Annotated in this window: 18 protein-coding genes; 11 read left to right on the top strand and 7 right to left on the bottom strand. The window is 48.5% G+C overall.

Going from position 1 to position 17,525, the window contains the following annotated elements; all coding sequences use genetic code 11:
- Positions 1–12: 12 nt before the first annotated feature.
- Positions 13–933, bottom strand: coding sequence for an IclR family transcriptional regulator (locus ACI955_RS04930; RefSeq protein ID WP_415242619.1), 921 nt, complete (start codon positions 931–933; stop codon positions 13–15).
- Positions 934–1,402: 469 nt separating this feature from the next.
- On the opposite strand from ACI955_RS04930, the gene ACI955_RS04935 reads away from it, so the two are divergent.
- From ACI955_RS04935 to ACI955_RS04945, 3 genes are all read left to right on the top strand, one after another.
- Positions 1,403–2,659 (top strand): ammonium transporter, encoded by a 1,257-nt coding sequence (locus ACI955_RS04935; RefSeq protein WP_415242686.1) that lies wholly within the window; start codon positions 1,403–1,405, stop codon positions 2,657–2,659.
- Between the two features lie 332 nt (positions 2,660–2,991).
- On the top strand, positions 2,992–3,237 hold the full coding sequence (locus ACI955_RS04940) for a glutaredoxin family protein (RefSeq protein WP_415242620.1): 246 nt from the start codon (positions 2,992–2,994) through the stop codon (positions 3,235–3,237).
- Between the two features lie 6 nt (positions 3,238–3,243).
- Positions 3,244–4,044, top strand: a complete 801-nt coding sequence (locus ACI955_RS04945) for an MOSC domain-containing protein (RefSeq protein WP_415242621.1) — start codon at positions 3,244–3,246, stop codon at positions 4,042–4,044.
- 52 nt (positions 4,045–4,096) lie between these two features.
- Here ACI955_RS04945 and ACI955_RS04950 read toward each other — a convergent pair whose 3' ends face one another.
- Entirely contained in the window at positions 4,097–6,034 is a 1,938-nt protein-coding gene (locus ACI955_RS04950; protein ID WP_415242622.1) for a transglycosylase SLT domain-containing protein, read from the bottom strand.
- 102 nt (positions 6,035–6,136) lie between these two features.
- On the opposite strand from ACI955_RS04950, the gene ACI955_RS04955 reads away from it, so the two are divergent.
- Positions 6,137–8,035, top strand: coding sequence for an ATP-binding cassette domain-containing protein (locus tag ACI955_RS04955; RefSeq protein WP_415242623.1), 1,899 nt, complete (start codon positions 6,137–6,139; stop codon positions 8,033–8,035).
- Positions 8,036–8,042: 7 nt separating this feature from the next.
- Here the strand turns inward: ACI955_RS04955 and ACI955_RS04960 are convergent, their stop codons facing one another.
- Positions 8,043–8,483 carry a universal stress protein gene (locus ACI955_RS04960; RefSeq protein ID WP_415242624.1) on the bottom strand — a complete coding sequence of 147 codons (441 nt, stop codon included), beginning with the start codon at positions 8,481–8,483 and terminating at the stop codon, positions 8,043–8,045.
- Positions 8,484–8,568: 85 nt separating this feature from the next.
- Here ACI955_RS04960 and ACI955_RS04965 point away from each other — a divergent pair, with 85 nt between their 5' ends.
- The 5 genes from ACI955_RS04965 (at position 8,569) to ACI955_RS04985 (ending at position 12,987) form a co-directional block, all read left to right on the top strand.
- On the top strand, positions 8,569–9,066 hold the full coding sequence (locus ACI955_RS04965) for a hypothetical protein (RefSeq protein ID WP_415242625.1): 498 nt from the start codon (positions 8,569–8,571) through the stop codon (positions 9,064–9,066).
- Positions 9,059–9,307, top strand: a complete 249-nt coding sequence (locus ACI955_RS04970) for a DUF1653 domain-containing protein (protein WP_415242626.1) — start codon at positions 9,059–9,061, stop codon at positions 9,305–9,307. Before ACI955_RS04965 ends, ACI955_RS04970 begins: the two co-directional genes overlap by 8 nt.
- 117 nt (positions 9,308–9,424) lie before the next feature.
- Positions 9,425–12,133: a type I DNA topoisomerase gene (gene topA / locus ACI955_RS04975; RefSeq protein ID WP_415242627.1), complete on the top strand. Its 2,709-nt coding sequence runs from the start codon at positions 9,425–9,427 to the stop codon at positions 12,131–12,133.
- 40 nt (positions 12,134–12,173) lie between these two features.
- Positions 12,174–12,644 (top strand): hypothetical protein, encoded by a 471-nt coding sequence (locus ACI955_RS04980; protein ID WP_415242628.1) that lies wholly within the window; start codon positions 12,174–12,176, stop codon positions 12,642–12,644.
- A gap of 85 nt (positions 12,645–12,729) precedes the next feature.
- The gene (locus ACI955_RS04985; protein ID WP_415242629.1) at positions 12,730–12,987 is read left to right on the top strand and encodes a hypothetical protein; all 258 of its coding nucleotides are present in this window, start codon (positions 12,730–12,732) and stop codon (positions 12,985–12,987) included.
- Between the two features lie 6 nt (positions 12,988–12,993).
- Here ACI955_RS04985 and ACI955_RS04990 read toward each other — a convergent pair whose 3' ends face one another.
- The 3 genes from ACI955_RS04990 to ACI955_RS05000 form a co-directional block, all read right to left on the bottom strand.
- Positions 12,994–13,410: a hypothetical protein gene (locus ACI955_RS04990; RefSeq protein ID WP_415242630.1), complete on the bottom strand. Its 417-nt coding sequence runs from the start codon at positions 13,408–13,410 to the stop codon at positions 12,994–12,996.
- Positions 13,411–13,415: 5 nt separating this feature from the next.
- On the bottom strand, positions 13,416–14,018 hold the full coding sequence (lexA, locus tag ACI955_RS04995) for a transcriptional repressor LexA (protein WP_415242631.1): 603 nt from the start codon (positions 14,016–14,018) through the stop codon (positions 13,416–13,418).
- A 180-nt stretch (positions 14,019–14,198) separates the two neighbouring features.
- Positions 14,199–14,516, bottom strand: a complete 318-nt coding sequence (locus tag ACI955_RS05000) for a DUF6763 family protein (RefSeq protein WP_415242632.1) — start codon at positions 14,514–14,516, stop codon at positions 14,199–14,201.
- A 255-nt stretch (positions 14,517–14,771) separates the two neighbouring features.
- Here ACI955_RS05000 and ACI955_RS05005 point away from each other — a divergent pair, with 255 nt between their 5' ends.
- The gene (locus ACI955_RS05005) at positions 14,772–15,881 is read left to right on the top strand and encodes a mechanosensitive ion channel family protein (RefSeq protein WP_415242633.1); all 1,110 of its coding nucleotides are present in this window, start codon (positions 14,772–14,774) and stop codon (positions 15,879–15,881) included.
- Positions 15,882–15,885: 4 nt separating this feature from the next.
- Complete coding sequence (locus ACI955_RS05010; protein WP_415242634.1) at positions 15,886–16,629, top strand: S-methyl-5'-thioinosine phosphorylase; 744 nt, start codon at positions 15,886–15,888, stop codon at positions 16,627–16,629.
- Here the strand turns inward: ACI955_RS05010 and ACI955_RS05015 are convergent.
- Positions 16,623–17,444, bottom strand: a complete 822-nt coding sequence (locus ACI955_RS05015) for a CsiV family protein (RefSeq protein WP_415242635.1) — start codon at positions 17,442–17,444, stop codon at positions 16,623–16,625. The genes ACI955_RS05010 and ACI955_RS05015 overlap by 7 nt on opposite strands.
- Positions 17,445–17,525 lie beyond the last annotated feature (81 nt).

The raw sequence follows: 17,525 nt of genomic DNA on the forward strand, positions 1-17,525 counted from the left end.
TGTGTTTTTAGCCTACTGAAACGATGGGGTGGTAGTGTCACCAAGTCCTAGTGCAGAATGTGCAGCAAGCGTGACGTTTTTTGCGGCGCTTTGCAGTTGAATAGCTATTTCGATAATTTGCTTACCACTCAGTGACGATTCGATACTACCAGTAGAGAAGACCAGCTCTGGTTCGCTATGGCGTCCAAATACGGGTACGGCGATATTGCAAACCGGGTACTGGCGATCTGGCTCAATGCGATTTAAGTGGTACTCCTCCCTGCAAAGCGCTTCGCGATATCGCTGGGTAGAATGTGCTTGTTGCTCCAAACTCCAATTTAGCCTGCCAGTGCTCAGTGCGAGCTCTAACTCCTGCTCTGCGCGGGTTTTGAGGGTCACTTCAAATCCTCTGGCGCGTATCCCAATGACGGCAATTCGCAGTCGCTGATCAAGTTTTTCGTCAAATTCTTCGGTTTTTTGTGCGCTCTGCAGCCATGCTTCAAGAGCTTTTGCTGGTGACCAAGCAATAAATGCCGCACCTAAGGGGCCGGTATTTGGAAGGCGAAGGCCGAGTTGAAACGGGAAGTCTAACGGTTTTGGAATGCCGTAATTCGCCAGCAGCACTAAGTGCTTGGCACTACGACCGATGACGCCGCAGCCGATATTGAGCTCTTTGGTGAGTTTTTCCAATTCTGGTCGCGCGTATTCAAGTACCGGAAATTGTGCAAAGGCCGCATTGCCTGCAGCAACAATGGAAGGCCCCAATCGGTACTGTTTATGGCGCTCGTCTTGAACTAGAAAACCATAGGTCGTCATGGTGCTTACTATGGCGTGGCAGGTCGCCTTGTTGAGATTGAGGGTTCTAGTTAATTCCGTTAGGCCAAAGGCTTTCTGTGGGTGCGCCATTAGCAGGTCAAGAATAGAGAGTGCTCTTGCAGTGGGTTTAGAAAACAAAAGCAGCTCCGGCCTGTAAGCATAAGATTATGACGGCTCACTTGAGCCAAAAGTATAATAATCGAAAATGAGTCGTGATTCTTTTATTTGCTAAATATTATTTACTTTAGGGGACTTGATCGCACTTGGTGCCGTAAATTGGTGCAATGGCACCATTGGTGGGCATGAATATTGCTTTGTCAGAGTGCGATTTGTTTCTCATGCACCGGTTTGGAGTGTGATGTATCCGCAAAAGCAGTCCGCTTGGTAGATTTAATTATCTTAAAAAATATATAAATCAGTTAGTTAACTAATTTTATTGGATTTATGCTTGGTTCGCTGAGCGTTATCATTTTTAATATTTATGCGCATATTTAGAGCACCTCGCTTTGCCGGTGATCTAATCTGGTGCGTAATTTTGTTTCTTGGGAGAAACTCTTTGATTAAAACTATTAAAATAAGGCAGCTGTTTACTTGTATTACAGCCTTGATGTTACTTATTGCCCCGCAATGGGGTTTTTCTGAAGAAATCAATGGCGCCAATACCGCGTGGGTATTAACGTCGACGGCCTTGGTATTATTTATGACCCTGCCGGGCCTAGCCTTGTTTTATGGCGGTTTAGTCCGTAGTAAAAACGTACTTAGCGTACTGATGCAATGCTTTAGTATCACATGCCTGGTTTCTCTGCTTTGGGTCGCTGTGGGTTATAGCATGGCCTTCTCTGAGGGAACGGCATTTGTAGGCGGTCTCAGTAAAGCGTTTCTAGCGGGTGTTGGCGAGTCGAGTATGAGTGGCGATATTCCTGAAACAGTATTTATTATGTTTCAGATGACGTTTGCCATTATCACCCCGGCACTGATTATCGGTGGCTTTGCTGAACGCATCCGCTTTTCAGCAGTTATGTTATTTTCGGCGCTGTGGTTGCTTGCGGTATATGCACCGATAACCCACTGGGTTTGGGGCGGCGGCTGGCTGGCAGAAATGGGCTTATTAGATTTTGCCGGTGGTACGGTTGTTCATATCACCGCGGGTGTTGCCGCTCTAGTAGCAGCGATAATGCTTGGCAAGCGTCAGGGTTTTGGACAAATGGCATTGCCACCACATAATTTGACCATGACTTTTATCGGCGCAGGTATGCTTTGGGTTGGTTGGTTTGGATTTAATGCCGGTAGTGCGCTCGCCGCCGACGGCAATGCCGGTATGGCAATGCTAGTCACTCACCTGTCAGCAGCCGCGGGCTGTTTGACATGGTCGTTTATTGAATGGGTTCGTTACGGCAAGCCTAGTGCCCTGGGCGCGGTGACTGGCATGGTTGCCGGCTTGGGTACAATTACCCCGGCATCGGGTTATGTCGGTCCGGCTGGCGCCATTGTGATTGGTTTAAGCGCTGGGTTTGTATGTTTCTATTGCACCTTGTGGCTTAAGCAGGTTGTTAAAATTGATGATTCACTCGATGTCTTTCCGGTCCATGGAGTCGGTGGCATTTTAGGCACGTTTTTGGCTGGTATTTTTGCCAGCAGTGAGCTGGGTATATTCAGCGGGCAAGGCCTTGCGGAAGGAGTCACTATTGCTGCGCAGCTCAAGGTACAGTTAATCGGGATTGCTGCGACCTTTGCGTATACTGCGGTCGTTACCGGGATACTGTTCTTTGTGATCGATAAGCTAATTGGTTTGCGCGTTAGTGCTGACGAAGAAGCACAAGGCTTGGATATTACTTGCCACAATGAGGTGGGCTACGACTTGTAGCATTCTGCTATTGTCTACCATTTCGCTTTGGCTGAATGGTAGACAATTTATTAAATTCTGGTTTCGTCATTTGATCGCCTCAGTTTTCCTAATACCTCGCTCAGTACCTTTTGGCGGAGCTGGTTCTTTTATAAGGCCATTATTCTATGGCCCGAATGGTTTTCAGTAAGCCTTCCGTTCAAAGGTTAGTCATCATTTTTTGTGAAATCTTGTATCGAGAAGTCTATTCTCGATTTCGTGCTTTCTTAAATTCATTTCTTGAGATTATTCTTGCAATAGACAGGGTAGTCCGACACTTTTATGCTATATAAAAATGGCTTTTTGGAGCAACTATGCAGGAGCTAGAGTTATATGGAACATCGGCCTGTCACCTTTGCGAGTTGGCAGAGGCCATGCTGGCGACCTTGCTAGTGCAGGAAGACTCCTGGCGAATCGAGCTAATAGATATCGCTGATAATGACGCTACGCTCGAACGTTACGCCTTAAAAATTCCGCTGTTAAGGCGGGTGGTCGATGGCCGAGAGTTGGTTTGGCCCTTTGATGCCGCCTGTGTTCGTCAGTTTCTCGCACTGGAGTGATCGATAATGGATTTGCAAGTGTCATCACTGTGGCGATACCCTCTTAAATCTATGGCTGGGGTGTCCCTGCCGCTTATGAGAGTGAATAGCTGGGGGCCAGATTTAGACCGGCGCTGGATGTTGGTAGATAGCCAGAGACGCTTTCTGACCCAGCGTCAGCTGCCGACAATGTGCAGGTTGGCCGCATCACTCACTGAGTCAGGATTACGTCTTCAGTCTTTGGATGACGAATCTTTGTTCTTTGAGGCTCCTGAGCCCAGCGGCACCGAGCGCTATCTTGTTTCAGTGTGGTCTGATACTCCTGAGGCGATGGATGCTGGCGATGAAGTTGCTGAATGGTTGAGTGAGTTCCTAGGGCGCGACCTGCGGTTGTGCTTCATGCCAGATACTACTCATCGCCAAGTTGATCCGCAGTTTGCATTAACAGGGAGGCGTGTAAGCTTTGCCGATGGTTTTCCTTTTTTACTTTGTAGTGAATCTTCGCTGGAGGCCTTGAGTGATGCCTTGGGGCGCAGTTTGGATATGCGACGTTTTCGCCCCAATATTGTGGTGTCAGGAGCTGCTTCCTTTGCCGAGGATACATGGCGGCGCATTCGCATTGCTAACATTGAATTTGATGTGGTGAAGCCCTGCGCGCGCTGCGTCATACCAACGATTAATTTGGACAGTGGCGCCCGTGAACCTGATGTATTTAAGATGTTAAGGGCGGAACGTGGTCGCAATGGCGAGGTCTATTTTGGCCAGAACCTCGTTCATTGCGGTGAAGGCGAGCTTGCGGTGGGCCACAGGGTTGAGATATTGGAGTAAACCCTTGCAGGCGAAAATGACCGAGATCTCAGGTCTCAGGCATTTATTATTGCTAGTCTTTTTGCGCGGTTACCGTATTGATTGGGGCAATTTTGCGCTCATGACTGGCTAATAATGGCCGATCTAGCTTGAGTTTGTCAGCATAGATCACGCTAAATGCCAGCACATTTTTAATGTACTCACGGGTCTCGCCGTAGGGTAAATTCTCGATCCAGATGTCGGCGGGAAGATCACCTGTTTGGCGCAGGAGTACCCGCCTTACGCGAGAGGGACCGGCGTTATATGCTGCGGTTGCCAGTATACGGTTGCCGCTAAACTGCTCTAAAAGTTGGCCGAGATAAAAGCCACCCATTGCGATATTTTTCTCTGGCGTCAGCAAGTCTTCGGTGCGCGGCCCAGGTATTCCCATCTGACGGGCAACTAGGCGCGCCGTGCCTGGCATCAGCTGCATAATACCGCGGGCGCCAACGGGTGAGTTAGCGCTGGGTGAAAAGGCGCTCTCCTGTCTTGCAATAGCATATATCCATTTTAGATCGATGTTTTCGCGCTTGGCTGTAGCGGTAAACGTATCTTTATAGGGCGTAGGAAAGCGCAGAGTTAAATCGTCCCATTCCCCGGCTCGAATCGCGGTAATGATCGATTGGTGTGACCATCCCCAGTTCAGTGCGAGTTGGGCGGCAGCGACTTGCTCTGGCTTGTTTAGGCTCCGCATCGCATAAATCCACTCTAAGCTGGCAGTAAAGTGTTCGCCCAGTAAGTACAGTTCGCGAGCGCGAATAATCGCGTCGTGCTGTTGAATCTCGCCAATAAGGGCGGGATCTATGGTACGAGTAGATTCTAGTTGGTAATCTTCATTTAAAATATCCGCCGCCATAAAGCTGTAGTAGCCTCGCTGAGCGGCCAACTGCTGGAGGATTAGCTGAGTGCTAACGCTGAGTTCGCCTTTTAATTCGATGTCAGCTCGAGCCCACCAATAGCGCCAATCTGCTTCTTCACGTTTTTCTGCCGGTAGAAATTGAATGATTTGCTGCACCGCTGTCCAATCGCCATCTTTTAGAGCCAAGCGCACGCGCCACTCGGTAAGATAAGGATCTTCGTAGTTGGGGTCGTTGGCCATAACCCAGTCGCGGGTATAGTCGGCATCACTGGCGATAGTTTGTCGCGCTAAACTATCGCGCAGCCCATAATTTTGAGCGGGCGTAAAGTCGAGGTGGCGGTCAAGTTGGTGCCACAAGGTGTTGGTGCGTTCAAAGTCCCCTTTAGCTAGGCGCTTCAAGGTGTGGACGGCAACGTCTTGACTGCGTTCATTAACAGGCAGGCTCATACCAATCTGATATAGGTGGCTGGGGCGGTTTAATAAATCGAGATACTGATCAGCATTGCTTATCTTGCCCATCAGGTAGCGCGCCATATCGGTTTGGCCTTTCTTTAACGCTAGCTGGGTTCGCAACCAGTATTGCTCTTCTATTTCATTGGTGTTGAGGCGAGCCATCCACTGTTTGATCGGTGTATCGCACTGTTTGGGGAGCGAGAAGGGTGTTTTCCACAGTTCAGCAATTGCTGCATCGGCTTTGGCATGATCGCCAATTTGTCTGAGTGCATAAGCATAATCGCAACTGGTGGCGGTGGAGGAGTTCTTTTGGTAATAGCGTACAAACTGCGGCCAGTCGTTGCTGCGTCGCAATTTATTTAGCCATGAAATCCGAATGCGCTGGCCAACAATGGTGCTGCCGTACTGTTGAAGGTAGACGTCGATGGTCTGGGCCGACACGTTATTGATCTGAGCTTTTAGCAACTCAAGCTCTAAATAGGGCAGTAGCGGGTAGTTATTTAGCTTGGGAACCAGCTTTTCAGCATTGTTAAGACGACCGCGGCTGATTTCGTCGATGGCTTCGCGGTATAATCTCCGGCTTTCGTCGAGGCTAGGATCGGCAAACGCCTGTATTGCCGGCGTACTGAGTATGACGAAAAGTAAAAAGAGGCGTTTCATTTCCCTGCGGCCTTAAAAATCATCGTGAATTACCTAAAGTAGCGTAGTTATCAACCCTTGAGAATAGGCAGCGCAAAGCTGCTTACACACTGGATCAAATATATGCCTTTGTTACGTGCCAAACAATTACAGCACAGTATTGGACAGCAGATTGTGCTGGATAACGCAGAATTGCAATTAGAAGCTGGCGATCGCGTTTGCTTATTGGGTCGTAATGGCTGTGGTAAGTCGACATTGCTGCGTATTGTCGATGGCAATACCACCGTGGATTCGGGCGAAATTTGGCGGCAACCCGGAGTAAAAATTGCTCGCATGGAGCAAACCTTAGACTTTGCGTCGCCAGAGCAGACTATTTATGACGTCGTTGCCGATGGGCTGGCGGGCTTGGGCAAAGTTCTGAGTCGATACCACGAGCTGATTCACGGCGAGATGGGTGATAGTGAGTTAAAGGAACTAGAAAAACTGCAGCGCGAGATAGAAGTTAATGACGGCTGGATGTTCCAGCAACGCATCGACAATATTTTAACTCGCCTGGAGCTAGATGCCGATGCCACGGTGGTTAGCTTGTCGGGTGGTTGGCGTCGCCGCGTCGCCTTGGCGCGAGCTTTAGTGGGCGAGCCGGATATTTTGCTGCTTGATGAGCCGACCAACCATCTGGATTTGGACGGCATTTTGTGGCTAGAACAGTGCGTTATGTCATTTCAAGGCTGTGTGCTTTTTGTGACCCATGACCGGGCGCTAATTGAAAAGCTGGCTACGCGTATTATTGAGTTAGATCGCGGAATACTGACTAATTATGATACCAACTACATCCGTTATCTTGAGCTGAAGGAGCATGCGCTTGAAGTTGAAGCTGAGCAAAATGCGCTATTTGATAAGCGTCTAGCGCAAGAAGAAGTATGGGTTCGGCAGGGGATTAAGGCGCGCCGCACACGTAATGAAGGCCGTGTTCGCGCCTTAGAAAGAATGCGCAATGAACGTTCGCAGCGACGGGTTACCAGCGGGTCCGCGAACCTAAGTGTGAATGTGGGTGATAAAACCGGCAAAGTGGTTGCTGAATTGACGGATGTGACCTTTGACGTGCCAGGTAAGTTGCTGGTCGACAATCTCTCGCTATTGGTTTGTCGTGGTGACAAATTGGCTCTTATCGGTCCGAATGGTGCGGGTAAGACCACCTTGCTCCGCTTAATACTGGGCGAGCTTCAGCCCAAGTCGGGTACCGTAAAAGCCGGCACCAAATTGCAGGTTGCCTACTTTGATCAGCTGCGCGACCGTTTAGACGAAGATAAGCGAGTTGTTGATATTGTTGGTCAGGGTCGAGACTCGGTAACGATCAACGGTAAAGATCGGCACATTATGAGCTATCTTGGGGATTTTTTGTTTAGCCCTGAACGTGCGCGCAGCCACTTTGGCGTTTTGTCTGGTGGCGAGCGTGCGCGAGTGCAACTCGCCTGTCTGTTTAGTCAGCCGGCGAACGTACTGGTGATGGATGAGCCAACCAATGATTTGGATATGGAAACCCTCGAATTACTTGAGAGTTTATTGGTCGAGTTTAGCGGCACGGTATTGCTAGTCAGCCACGATCGCTCCTTTGTCGACAGTGTTGCGAGTAGTTGTCTGTTATTTGAAGGCAGCGGTCAGATCAGTGAGCATGTCGGTGGCTATACCGAGGTGTCAAATTATGTGGCTCGTCGCGCCGGTCAAGAAAAGTCGGCCGCTGCAAGCAAAAACACTGCGCCCGCAGCGTCTGGCAATACAACTTCGGCAGCACCGGCCGCTAAAGCCCGCAAACTCAGCTATAAAGATCAGCGTGAGCTAGACGGTCTGCCGGCAATGATAGAAAAGCTAGAAACGAAAATTGCTAAGCTCGGAGACGTCACCGGCGATCCTGCTTTTTATCAGCAGGACGCTGCCAAAGTGACAGAGACTCTAGACCAGCTTAGTAGCGTGCAGCTCGAGCTTGATGAGTGCATGGCGCGTTGGATGGAGTTGGCTGAGTAGCGTCGGCTTACTTGCTTTGCCCCACCCGCACGGCTAAGACATCGCAGGTGGCGCCGTGCAGCACGCCGTTAGCGGTTGAGCCTAGTATAAGTGCGAGACCCTTGCGGCCGTGGCTGCCAACGATGACGAGGTCTGCGTTTAGAGCCTCACTGAGTTCATGCAGCTGGGAGTCGGGGCGGCCACTTAATAGATGACAGCGTTCTGTGGGAATGTTGGCGTGTTTAGCATATTTGTAGAGCGCCTCTTCGGCTTGGGTTTGCAGCTGCTCTTGGACGCTGGAAAAATCCATGGGTATATCTCCGCCGTACGCTAGATTTAATGGCTCTACCACGTGTACTAGATGTAACTCCGCCTTGTCACTTGAGGCCACGGCTACCGCTCGTTCTAGTACCGCTTCGGTTTCGTCAGAGAGGTCTATCGCGGCAAGTATGCGTTTATAATTTGGCATATTATTCCCCTGTTGTATTCGCTTTATACCTTGCTATTAAGGTATAAAGCTCGCCATCTGTCCAGTGAACTCAAGGGAGCGACTAATGGGTTGGTTGATAGGAGTTGTCGTTATCGGGTTTATGCTGGCACCCGTTATGTGGATATTGCCTTCGAGGCGCCAGTCGCAGCAGGCTGAAATACGGGCCTTGGCGCGCACTTTGGGCTTGTCGGTAAAAGTGGTTGCTATGCCAAAAACTCGGCGTGCTAAAGTTCGCCGTGAAGAGGATATGTTTGGGGTGTGTTACACCCGGGCCTTACACAATAAAAGACCGCTGGCAGGCTGGAAGTATTGGTTAATTAATGTGCCTGATGGCGATGATGATGCTGTTGCACTTGATATACCGATGTTAGATATCATTGAAAAATGTCGCCAGTTGTTGCCGAGAGACGCAAGTATGCTTGAATTAACCCCGCTAGGCCTTAATGTTTACTGGCGGGAGATTCGTGCTGATGTGGATGTGGTGACGAGTATTGCTGAATGTCTCAATGCGATTATTGTTGAGGGACGCCTTGAAGACGAAGTGAGCAAAGTAGATGGTTAAGACACCTCAGGAAAGCCTCGTGCCGGGACGCTACCGCCACTACAAAGGCGGTGAATACTATGTTTATGAGGTCGCAACTCACAGCGAGACTGAAGAATTAGTTGTTGTTTATCGACCGTTATATGGCGAGGCTGCCCTTTGGGTCAGGCCGCTGGCAATGTTTGTTGAAGTTATTGATTTTGAAGGGGAATCTCGGGCTAGATTCGAGTTTGTTAGCCCTGCAGATGGGTCGAGTTTGTAGCTGATTGGTATGGGTTGCGATGGCACGTCGCCCTTGACCCTGAGGAAATGAACACTTATATATGTCGCCTCTCGCCGTTAAGGCGTCACATTTTTTATATAATTGCAGAAGGATAATATGGGCAAATCTTTAGTTATTGTGGAGTCGCCAGCGAAGGCGAAGACCATTAACAAGTATCTGGGCAACGACTTTATCGTTAAGTCCAGTATTGGCCATATCCGTGATTTACCGACTAGCGGCAGCAGTAAAGCCACGCCGGTTGACGCCAAGCAGCGTGCAAAGGCGGCGGCGCTGACGCGCAAAATGTCACCAGAAGAAAAAGAAGTTCATAAAAAGACCCGGGCCCGCGAGCAGTTGGTCGGCCGTATGGGTATAGACCCAGATAACGACTGGAAGGCGCGCTACGAGATATTGCCGGGTAAGGAAAAAGTTGTTGACGAGCTCAAAAAGCTTGCTGAAAACGCCGACACCATTTACCTCGCAACGGATTTGGATCGCGAGGGAGAAGCTATCGCATGGCATTTGCGCGAAGCGATTGGTGGCGACGATAGTCGTTACAAGCGAGTGGTCTTTAATGAGATCACCAAAAAAGCCATTAAAGCTGCCTTTGAAAAACCAACTGAACTCGATATCGACCGAGTCAATGCCCAACAGGCTAGGCGTTTTCTAGACCGTGTGGTTGGTTATATGGTGTCGCCGCTGCTGTGGGCGAAAGTGGCGCGAGGACTTTCCGCTGGACGGGTGCAATCAGTTGCAGTGCGTTTGGTTGTGGATCGTGAAAAGGAGATACGGGCTTTCATTCCCGACGAATATTGGCAGATTCATACCGACAATGAGTCCGCATCAGGAAAATTACGTTTAGAAGTAAAGAAGCAAGCTGGCGAGAATTTTCGGCCCGACAACGAAGCCGACGCCATGTCAGCCGCCTCAGCGTTGAAACACGGTGAGTTCAAAGTCAGTGCCCGTGAAGATAAGCCGACTAAGAGCCATCCCGGTGCACCATACATCACCTCTACGCTGCAGCAGGCTGCTAGCACTAGGCTTGGCTTCGGGGTCAAAAAGACCATGATGATGGCTCAGCGCCTTTATGAGGCAGGTTACATCACATATATGCGTACTGACTCAACGAATTTGAGTGCAGATGCAGTGACCGCGTGTCGAGAATATATTTCATCAAATTTTGCAAAAAACTATTTGCCGGAATCGCCGCGCTCATATTCGAGTAAAGAGGGTGCTCAGGAGGCGCATGAAGCGATCCGCCCTTCGGACGTGACGGTTGAGCCAAGCCAATTGGCTGGTATGGAACGTGATGCAGAGCGCTTATACACATTGATTTGGCGCCAGTTTCTAGCCTGCCAGATGGCATCTGCTGATTTTACTAGCACATCGATCACCGTCATCTCAGGAGTTTTTGAGCTGCGCACCCGTGGCCGAGTAGTGCGTTTCGATGGTTTTATGAAAGTACAGCCATCAGGTGTTGCAAAAAAAGAAGACGATCAAGAGTTACCCGATGTCAAAGTGGGCGAACGTCTAGATTTGTTAAAAGTGGACCCTAGTCAGCACTTTACTAAACCTTCGCCGCGTTATTCAGAAGCCGCCTTGGTGAAAGAATTAGAAAAACGCGGTATTGGACGGCCATCTACTTACGCGTCCATTATTTCAACCATTCAGGATCGTGGTTACGTTAAAGTTGAAAACAGGCGTTTCTATGCTGAAAAAATGGGCGATATTGTTACTGATCGTCTGGTTGAAAGCTTTAGCAATCTTTTGGATTATAGCTTCACAGCGCGTATGGAGGAGCTGCTCGATGCTGTCGCCTCAGGCGATAAGAATTGGAAGATACTACTTAACGAGTTTTACGTTGATTTCCGCAAAACTTTAGAGGCAGCAGGGGCAAGCGAAGAGGGGATGCGTCAAAACGCACCGACTGGCACCGATATACCCTGTCCAAATTGCGGCCGTGACATGCAAATTCGAACCGCCAGTACCGGGGTGTTTTTGGGATGTTCTGGCTATGCCCTGCCGCCTAAAGAACGTTGCAAGCAGACTATAAATTTAGTGTCTGCTGATGATTTTGTCAGTATCGACAACGAGGATGACGAAGCCGAATCGAAGCTGTTGCTGACCAAAAAACGCTGCCAATTGTGCAATACCGCAATGGATAGCTACGTCATTGATGCGGCACGCAAGCTGCATATTTGTGGTAACAACCCCGATTGCGCCGGCCATGAAATTGAAGAAGGTAGCTTCAAGGTTAAGGGCTACGAAGGGCCACTTATCGAGTGCGATAAGTGCGGCTTAGATATGCAGTTGAAAACTGGCCGTTTTGGCAAGTATTTTGGTTGTACCGGTGAAGAATGTAAAAATACTCGTAAGTTGCTTCGCAGTGGGGAGGCCGCTCCACCAAAAATGGATCCGGTTCCCATGCCTGAGCTGAAATGCGAAAAAGTGGACGATCATTATATTTTGCGTGATGGCGCGGCTGGTTTATTTCTCGCAGCCAGCGGTTTCCCGCGTAACCGTGAAACTCGCGCGCCGTTGATGAAAGAAATTTTGCCACATCGCGCAGAGATCGATGAGAAATACGCCTTTCTTTTTGATGCGCCAGTTAAGGATAAAGAAGGCCGGGACAGCGTGATTCGCTATAGCCGCAAGACCACAGAACAATATGTACAGACCGAAGTCGATGGTAAGCCCTCTGGTTGGTCAGCCTTCTTTGAAAACGGTAAGTGGGTGGTTCGCGCAAAAGCTGCCAAGAAAGTAGTTAAAAAAGTAGCGAAGAAAGTAGCGAAGAAAGTAGCTCCCAAAATTAAGTCAGCGAAGTAGCCAGGATGATGCGAGATATCGGCAGCTCGCTGGAGTTTGTATGAAAGAGAGTTTTCGTGGCCAGTGTAATTTGCACATCTACTTTGCCGAGCAATATTTAAGGCAGCTGCAAAAGACGGACACTGCGGAGTGGGGCGGGCATTTTCATAGAGCGACGTCCGAATCTCTTGCTTGGCAGCTATCGTTGGCCTATCAGAGTCACTTGGTCGACCTTCTTGATCAACAGCCTAAGTTTGGCTTAGCCGTTCCGCAGGGCGTGTTTAGCGCCACTTCCTTTGCGGGACAGGAATTGCCGCCGGAGATATTAGAGCTGGCTGATCGAGAAACCTATTCCGGTTGGCTTAAATCAATCGTTGATTATCCGTTTTTACAAACCACATCGGCATCACCCGCTGGGGTTATCGCTAGTGATGCAAGCGGTGCCGGCCGAGTTAATGTCGATTTTGCGGAATGTCTTACTGAATTGAAGTCTTTGATTGCCCGTCACCGCGCCACCTTAATGGAATATTGATGCTGTTGGCGTGAGGCTGGGCGGATTTGATACAATGGGTGCATAGAGCCGCCGCGTTGGCGTTAGCGTTCTCAAGGATATTTTAGTGTTGTCATATTTAGAACTTGTCGAGCTTGCAAACGGAGACGTTGTCTTACAGCGATCAGAGGGTGATGAAAATCCGCTGGTGACAATTAAATTTTCAAAAGAAACCCGGGAACACATTGTTGGTTCAGTGTTAGATGTTGCAAGGGCTATGGTGCAAGCGGGGATTGAAGCTGCAGCAACCTCGGCTGAAGAAGATGGCTTTGTAGACGAGGAAGATGAGGACGATCAAGAGCCAGATGCCAAGACCGTCCATTAATAGCGGCTAGGATTGCATAAAAATAACAAGGCATTCCGCTGAACCCTCTAGCGCTGCAGCTTCCAAAGCTTCTCGCTCGTCATCCCTGAGTGGCCTTTCCAATAAAATAGCAACGGTATGACTTTTGCCTCGCTCTAATGCTCTTATCGCAATCTCACTCAGATCACGGGTACTGTTAGACACTACTTGCAGAATTTTTTGGCAGTGCTGATGAATATTTGCATTTAATAACGGTCTCAATGGCCTGTCTGCGACCCAACACAACCAGCGCTGATCAGAGTTACCGCTGAGCTCAATCATCATGGCGGCAAGCATGGGCCTGGAAAGATGCGCGTCGCTGCGCATTGTTATCTCTGTGACCTGTCCTCCGCTCAGTACCGGGACGGATTTGTAATGCAAGGGTATTTGTTCGAGACATGACATAATTTCTAACTCCCGCGCCGTAAAACACCAACACTTAGACCTTCGATTGCAAAGTCTTGCTCTCGAAGGTCAACGTCAATTGGTGGGTAATCAGGATTCTCAGCAAGTAGTGAGATATGGAATTTACTTTTTTGCTGTTTGAAACGCTTAACTGTGACTTCATTATCGATTCGTGCGACAACGATTTGACCATTGCGAACAGTGTTAGTCCGATGCACAGCAAGAAGGTCATCATCGAAAATACCAACGTTGATCATACTGTCACCTTTCACCCGAAGAAAATAATCAGCGCTTGGGGAAAAGATGTTTCCCGGCATGTCGCAGTACTCTTCAATATGGGCTTCGGCGAGAATAGGACTACCGGCGGCAACTCGACCAATAATAGGAAGACCCAGATTCTCGGGTAGCCTAATACCTCGTGAGGCTCCGGCAACAATTTCGATTGATCCCTTGCGCGCCAGTGCTTTGAGATGCTCTTCCGCGGCATTGGGTGACTTAAATCCTAGCTGCTTGGCAATCTCGGCTCTAGTCGGTGGATAGCCAGTTTCGCCGATATGGTCTTTGATTAACTGGAGGACTTCACTTTGTCTGGCGGTCAATTTTTCCATAGTGTTGGCATCTGGTTACTTATACAGTAACTGGTATTATATACAGTATTATTTGGATGGCAATAGACATTGCTGATTTCGGTAAAGGGAGGCGGAAAACAAAAAAACCTGCAGTAGCAGGTTGGGGAAGAGGAAGAGCCTTGGCTTTGTTAACTCCGCGCGGGCGCTATACTGGCTGGATTAATACTCGTCGGTAATGCCATTTACGATATCTGATTCTATTTCTGTCAACGGATTCCACCTCTCGGGAACCATGGTGTCATCCAAGAATCGGTAATCATCATCGCTTAATTCAAATGCGTTTCGCCAATCCTCGGGTTCTTCCACGGTATCTAAATTGAGCATGTCCCAACTTTCCATATCGTATTGACTGAGCTCGCCATCTATTAGTTGGGCCTCTACTGAATCGCTGTCGTCATCGACTGCGACTACATTAAACAGCTGGCCGGACTCAATTTCCTTGTACCAACAACCAACTTGGGGTCTTATTGTCGCCATGATTATTACCTCGGTTGATCTACCCTTTCCAAACTAACACTTAGCGATTTGCTGTCCAGTAGGTATTTTTACAGTTAGTTTTAGAGTGAGCTGGGGTTTTAGCTCAGTCTTTAATATAATTGGCTTTATATTCAGCCGCATAGATGATCTTTTTGATCTTATTTTGTGTTTTTAATATTGGTTTTTATGGTTCATTTGTCTAAGCGCGGCGCGTTTAGAAATGAAATTGTATAGCGGCACACAGAGGAAGCCCTAATGTTCGAGCAGTGGTGGACTAATTTTCAGCCGGATGAATATCCTTGGCTGGGTGACGTATTCGTATTAGTAGTTATTTTACTGAGTCTGAATCTAGTGCTCGGTCGATTGGTTGCGCATCTTGAGATCAAATTTAAAAAAACTCATAATCTCTGGGATGATGCCTTATTAGCGGCTTCTCGGCGGCCGGCCCTGTTGATGATTTGGGCGGTCGGCGGCAGTCATGTACTCGAGATGATCGGTAAGTCTACCAACGCAGAGGTTTTTTCAGCGCTAGATTCACTGCGTGGGGTGGGAGTGGTCTTGATTTTGGCTTGGTTCTTGGTGTCACTCGTCAGGCAGGTTGAGTTGGGTCTTTTGTCCGATGAGTACGCGGCAAAAGATGAGACTATAGATAAAACCACCGTCATGGCTTTGGGTAAACTCGTGCGTTCTGCGGTAATTATTGTATCGGCGCTGATGGTGATGCAAAACCTTGGCTACAGTATCTCTGGAGTGCTGGCTTTTGGCGGTATTGGTGGTATTGCAGTTGGCTTTGCCGCAAAAGATTTACTGGCGAATTTTTTCGGCGGTTTGATGGTGTATTTAGATCGTCCGTTTTCAGTCGGGGACTGGGTGCGCTCGCCAGATAAAAACATAGAAGGTACGGTTGAAAATATCGGGTGGCGCCAAACTCGAATTCGGACCTTTGACCAACGTCCACTCTATGTTCCCAATGCTACATTCTCTCAGATTTCTGTAGAAAACCCGTCACGGATGTTGAATAGACGCATTTATGAAACCATTGGGGTCCGTTATGAGGATGCTGCCGTGGTGCCCGCCATTATCAATCAAGTACGGGAAATGCTTGAAAATCATACTGACATTGACTTGGGGAAGACCCTGATTGTAAATTTTAATCAGTATAGTGCCTCGTCTTTAGATTTTTTTATCTACACCTTTACCAAAACCACTAAATGGGTTGAATATCATAATATCAAGCAGGATGTGTTACTGAAAGTCCTCGATATTATCCACGGTTTAGGGGCGGATGTTGCATTCCCAACGACCACTATTAAGCTAGATACTATTTCGATTGAAAAGGCGCCAGAGCGCAATATGGAGCAGTAAATAAATGAGTAAAACAATTGCAGTAATTGGCGGTACTGGTTTGTGTGACTGGCCGGGCGCTGAAGTCTTGGATGAGTCACAGGTAGAAACAAGTTATGGCGCGCCGAGCGCACTGCTGCAGCGCATTCGTTACGAGGGTGCTGAGTTTCTGTTTTTAGCGCGACACGGTAAAGGCCATCAAATTCCTCCCCATGCTATTAATTATCGTGCAAATATCGCGGCATTGAAAAAAGCCGGAGTCGATGCGCTGGTGTCGGTAAATGCAGTTGGTGGGATCAGTGAGCGGTTTGTGACCGGAGTGATCGCGATTCCAAATCAAATTAACGACTATACTTGGGGGCGTGAGCACACCTTTTTTGATGGTGCAAATGGCAAGGTTGAGCACATTGATTTTAGCTTTCCCTACAGTCAAGATTTGCGTTCGCGCCTGGCGAATGCGGCAGTAGATGCCAATATTGCTTTTGAAGATTATGGCGTCTACGCAGTAACACAGGGACCACGTTTAGAAACGGCTGCGGAGATAAGCCGTCTTGCGCGCGACGGTAACGATATTGTCGGAATGACAGCGATGCCTGAAGCAAGCTTAGCGCGTGAGGTGGGTATAGAATACGCCTCAGTCGCACTGGTAGTTAATCCAGGTGCCGGCCTCAGTGAAAATATTATCACTATGGAAGATATTCAGACTGTTATTGATACCGGCATGTTACAGGTCAAATCTATTTTGGCTCACTGCATCGCGGACTATTGAGCGCTGTCATTTAAGCTCGTCTCACTACTAGCTGGGGCGGCTTGGATCTTAGTGACTTTTATGATGGCGCCAAAGCGTGGATGGTCAATAAAATGCAGCTCGTCGCTACGCATCCGTCGCTGCTGCTTCATTACAACTATTTGATCTATCGGCTCGGCATTACTTTGGGCCGCCGTCTGTGCCTGATCATCTGCCGGCAAATAGCTGGGATTTTGTTTTAGAAACTCTGCGTATTCAGGGCTGGACTCGAAACTTTCGTCGACGAAAACGGCTTCTTCTGGTTCGTTAAAGCTCAATGGCTGGCGGGGAAGGTAATAGTTGCCGGCCGTGCTACCAAAGCTAGTCATCCATAAATTGGTATCTAGGTGGAGATAGCGTTCTACCGCAACACGTATATAGCCTTCTAGTTGATAGTGACTACCGTATTGCTTGCCACCCTGAATGAGAATGGCTGGCGCTTGCTTTCGCGAGCGTAAGTCTTGTTGCCAACTTGCTTGCATTAGCGGTTTGTAGCGTGATGACAGGCGCAGGGAGTTGAATGCTTTCTCAAACTCTGGATCCATATATTCGACTTTCTGAAGCGTACTGCCACTATTATCGATGCGCAGCCAATTTCGTGGATAGCGGAGATGAAGATTATCCGGCCAGTCTTCTTCGTACTGACTGGATTGATCGTTATTTGCGAATACCACTAAATCAACGTGAAAGCGCGAGTCGTTCTGGCTCATTGCCACGCCGCTAAATGCTGTCATTATCACCGCTAGTAAAGCAATAAATGAACAGCGATAAACTAGGCGTCGATGAAGTGTGCTCATATAAAAATATCTCTTTGTTTTCTTGTCAGCGCGTGACGATCTAAATATCTGGTCACATTGTTTCTAAATGCCAAGACAAAC

The sequence above is a fragment of the Zhongshania sp. genome, assembly GCF_047636175.1.
Lineage (GTDB): Bacteria > Pseudomonadota > Gammaproteobacteria > Pseudomonadales > Spongiibacteraceae > Spongiibacter.

Excerpts from the sequence above, each read along its gene's own strand:
- ACI955_RS04935 (WP_415242686.1), top strand. The coding sequence starts at position 1,403 with ATGTTACTTATTGCCCCGCAATGGGGTTTTTCTGAAGAAATCAATGGC.
- ACI955_RS04940 (WP_415242620.1), top strand. The coding sequence starts at position 2,992 with ATGCAGGAGCTAGAGTTATATGGAACATCGGCCTGTCACCTTTGCGAG.
- ACI955_RS04945 (WP_415242621.1), top strand. The coding sequence starts at position 3,244 with ATGGATTTGCAAGTGTCATCACTGTGGCGATACCCTCTTAAATCTATG.
- ACI955_RS04950 (WP_415242622.1), bottom strand. The coding sequence starts at position 6,034 with ATGAAACGCCTCTTTTTACTTTTCGTCATACTCAGTACGCCGGCAATA.
- ACI955_RS04955 (WP_415242623.1), top strand. The coding sequence starts at position 6,137 with ATGCCTTTGTTACGTGCCAAACAATTACAGCACAGTATTGGACAGCAG.
- ACI955_RS04960 (WP_415242624.1), bottom strand. The coding sequence starts at position 8,483 with ATGCCAAATTATAAACGCATACTTGCCGCGATAGACCTCTCTGACGAA.
- ACI955_RS04965 (WP_415242625.1), top strand. The coding sequence starts at position 8,569 with ATGGGTTGGTTGATAGGAGTTGTCGTTATCGGGTTTATGCTGGCACCC.
- ACI955_RS04970 (WP_415242626.1), top strand. The coding sequence starts at position 9,059 with ATGGTTAAGACACCTCAGGAAAGCCTCGTGCCGGGACGCTACCGCCAC.
- topA (WP_415242627.1), top strand. The coding sequence starts at position 9,425 with ATGGGCAAATCTTTAGTTATTGTGGAGTCGCCAGCGAAGGCGAAGACC.
- ACI955_RS04980 (WP_415242628.1), top strand. The coding sequence starts at position 12,174 with ATGAAAGAGAGTTTTCGTGGCCAGTGTAATTTGCACATCTACTTTGCC.
- ACI955_RS04990 (WP_415242630.1), bottom strand. The coding sequence starts at position 13,410 with ATGTCATGTCTCGAACAAATACCCTTGCATTACAAATCCGTCCCGGTA.
- lexA (WP_415242631.1), bottom strand. The coding sequence starts at position 14,018 with ATGGAAAAATTGACCGCCAGACAAAGTGAAGTCCTCCAGTTAATCAAA.
- ACI955_RS05000 (WP_415242632.1), bottom strand. The coding sequence starts at position 14,516 with ATGGCGACAATAAGACCCCAAGTTGGTTGTTGGTACAAGGAAATTGAG.
- ACI955_RS05005 (WP_415242633.1), top strand. The coding sequence starts at position 14,772 with ATGTTCGAGCAGTGGTGGACTAATTTTCAGCCGGATGAATATCCTTGG.
- ACI955_RS05010 (WP_415242634.1), top strand. The coding sequence starts at position 15,886 with ATGAGTAAAACAATTGCAGTAATTGGCGGTACTGGTTTGTGTGACTGG.
- ACI955_RS05015 (WP_415242635.1), bottom strand. The coding sequence starts at position 17,444 with ATGAGCACACTTCATCGACGCCTAGTTTATCGCTGTTCATTTATTGCT.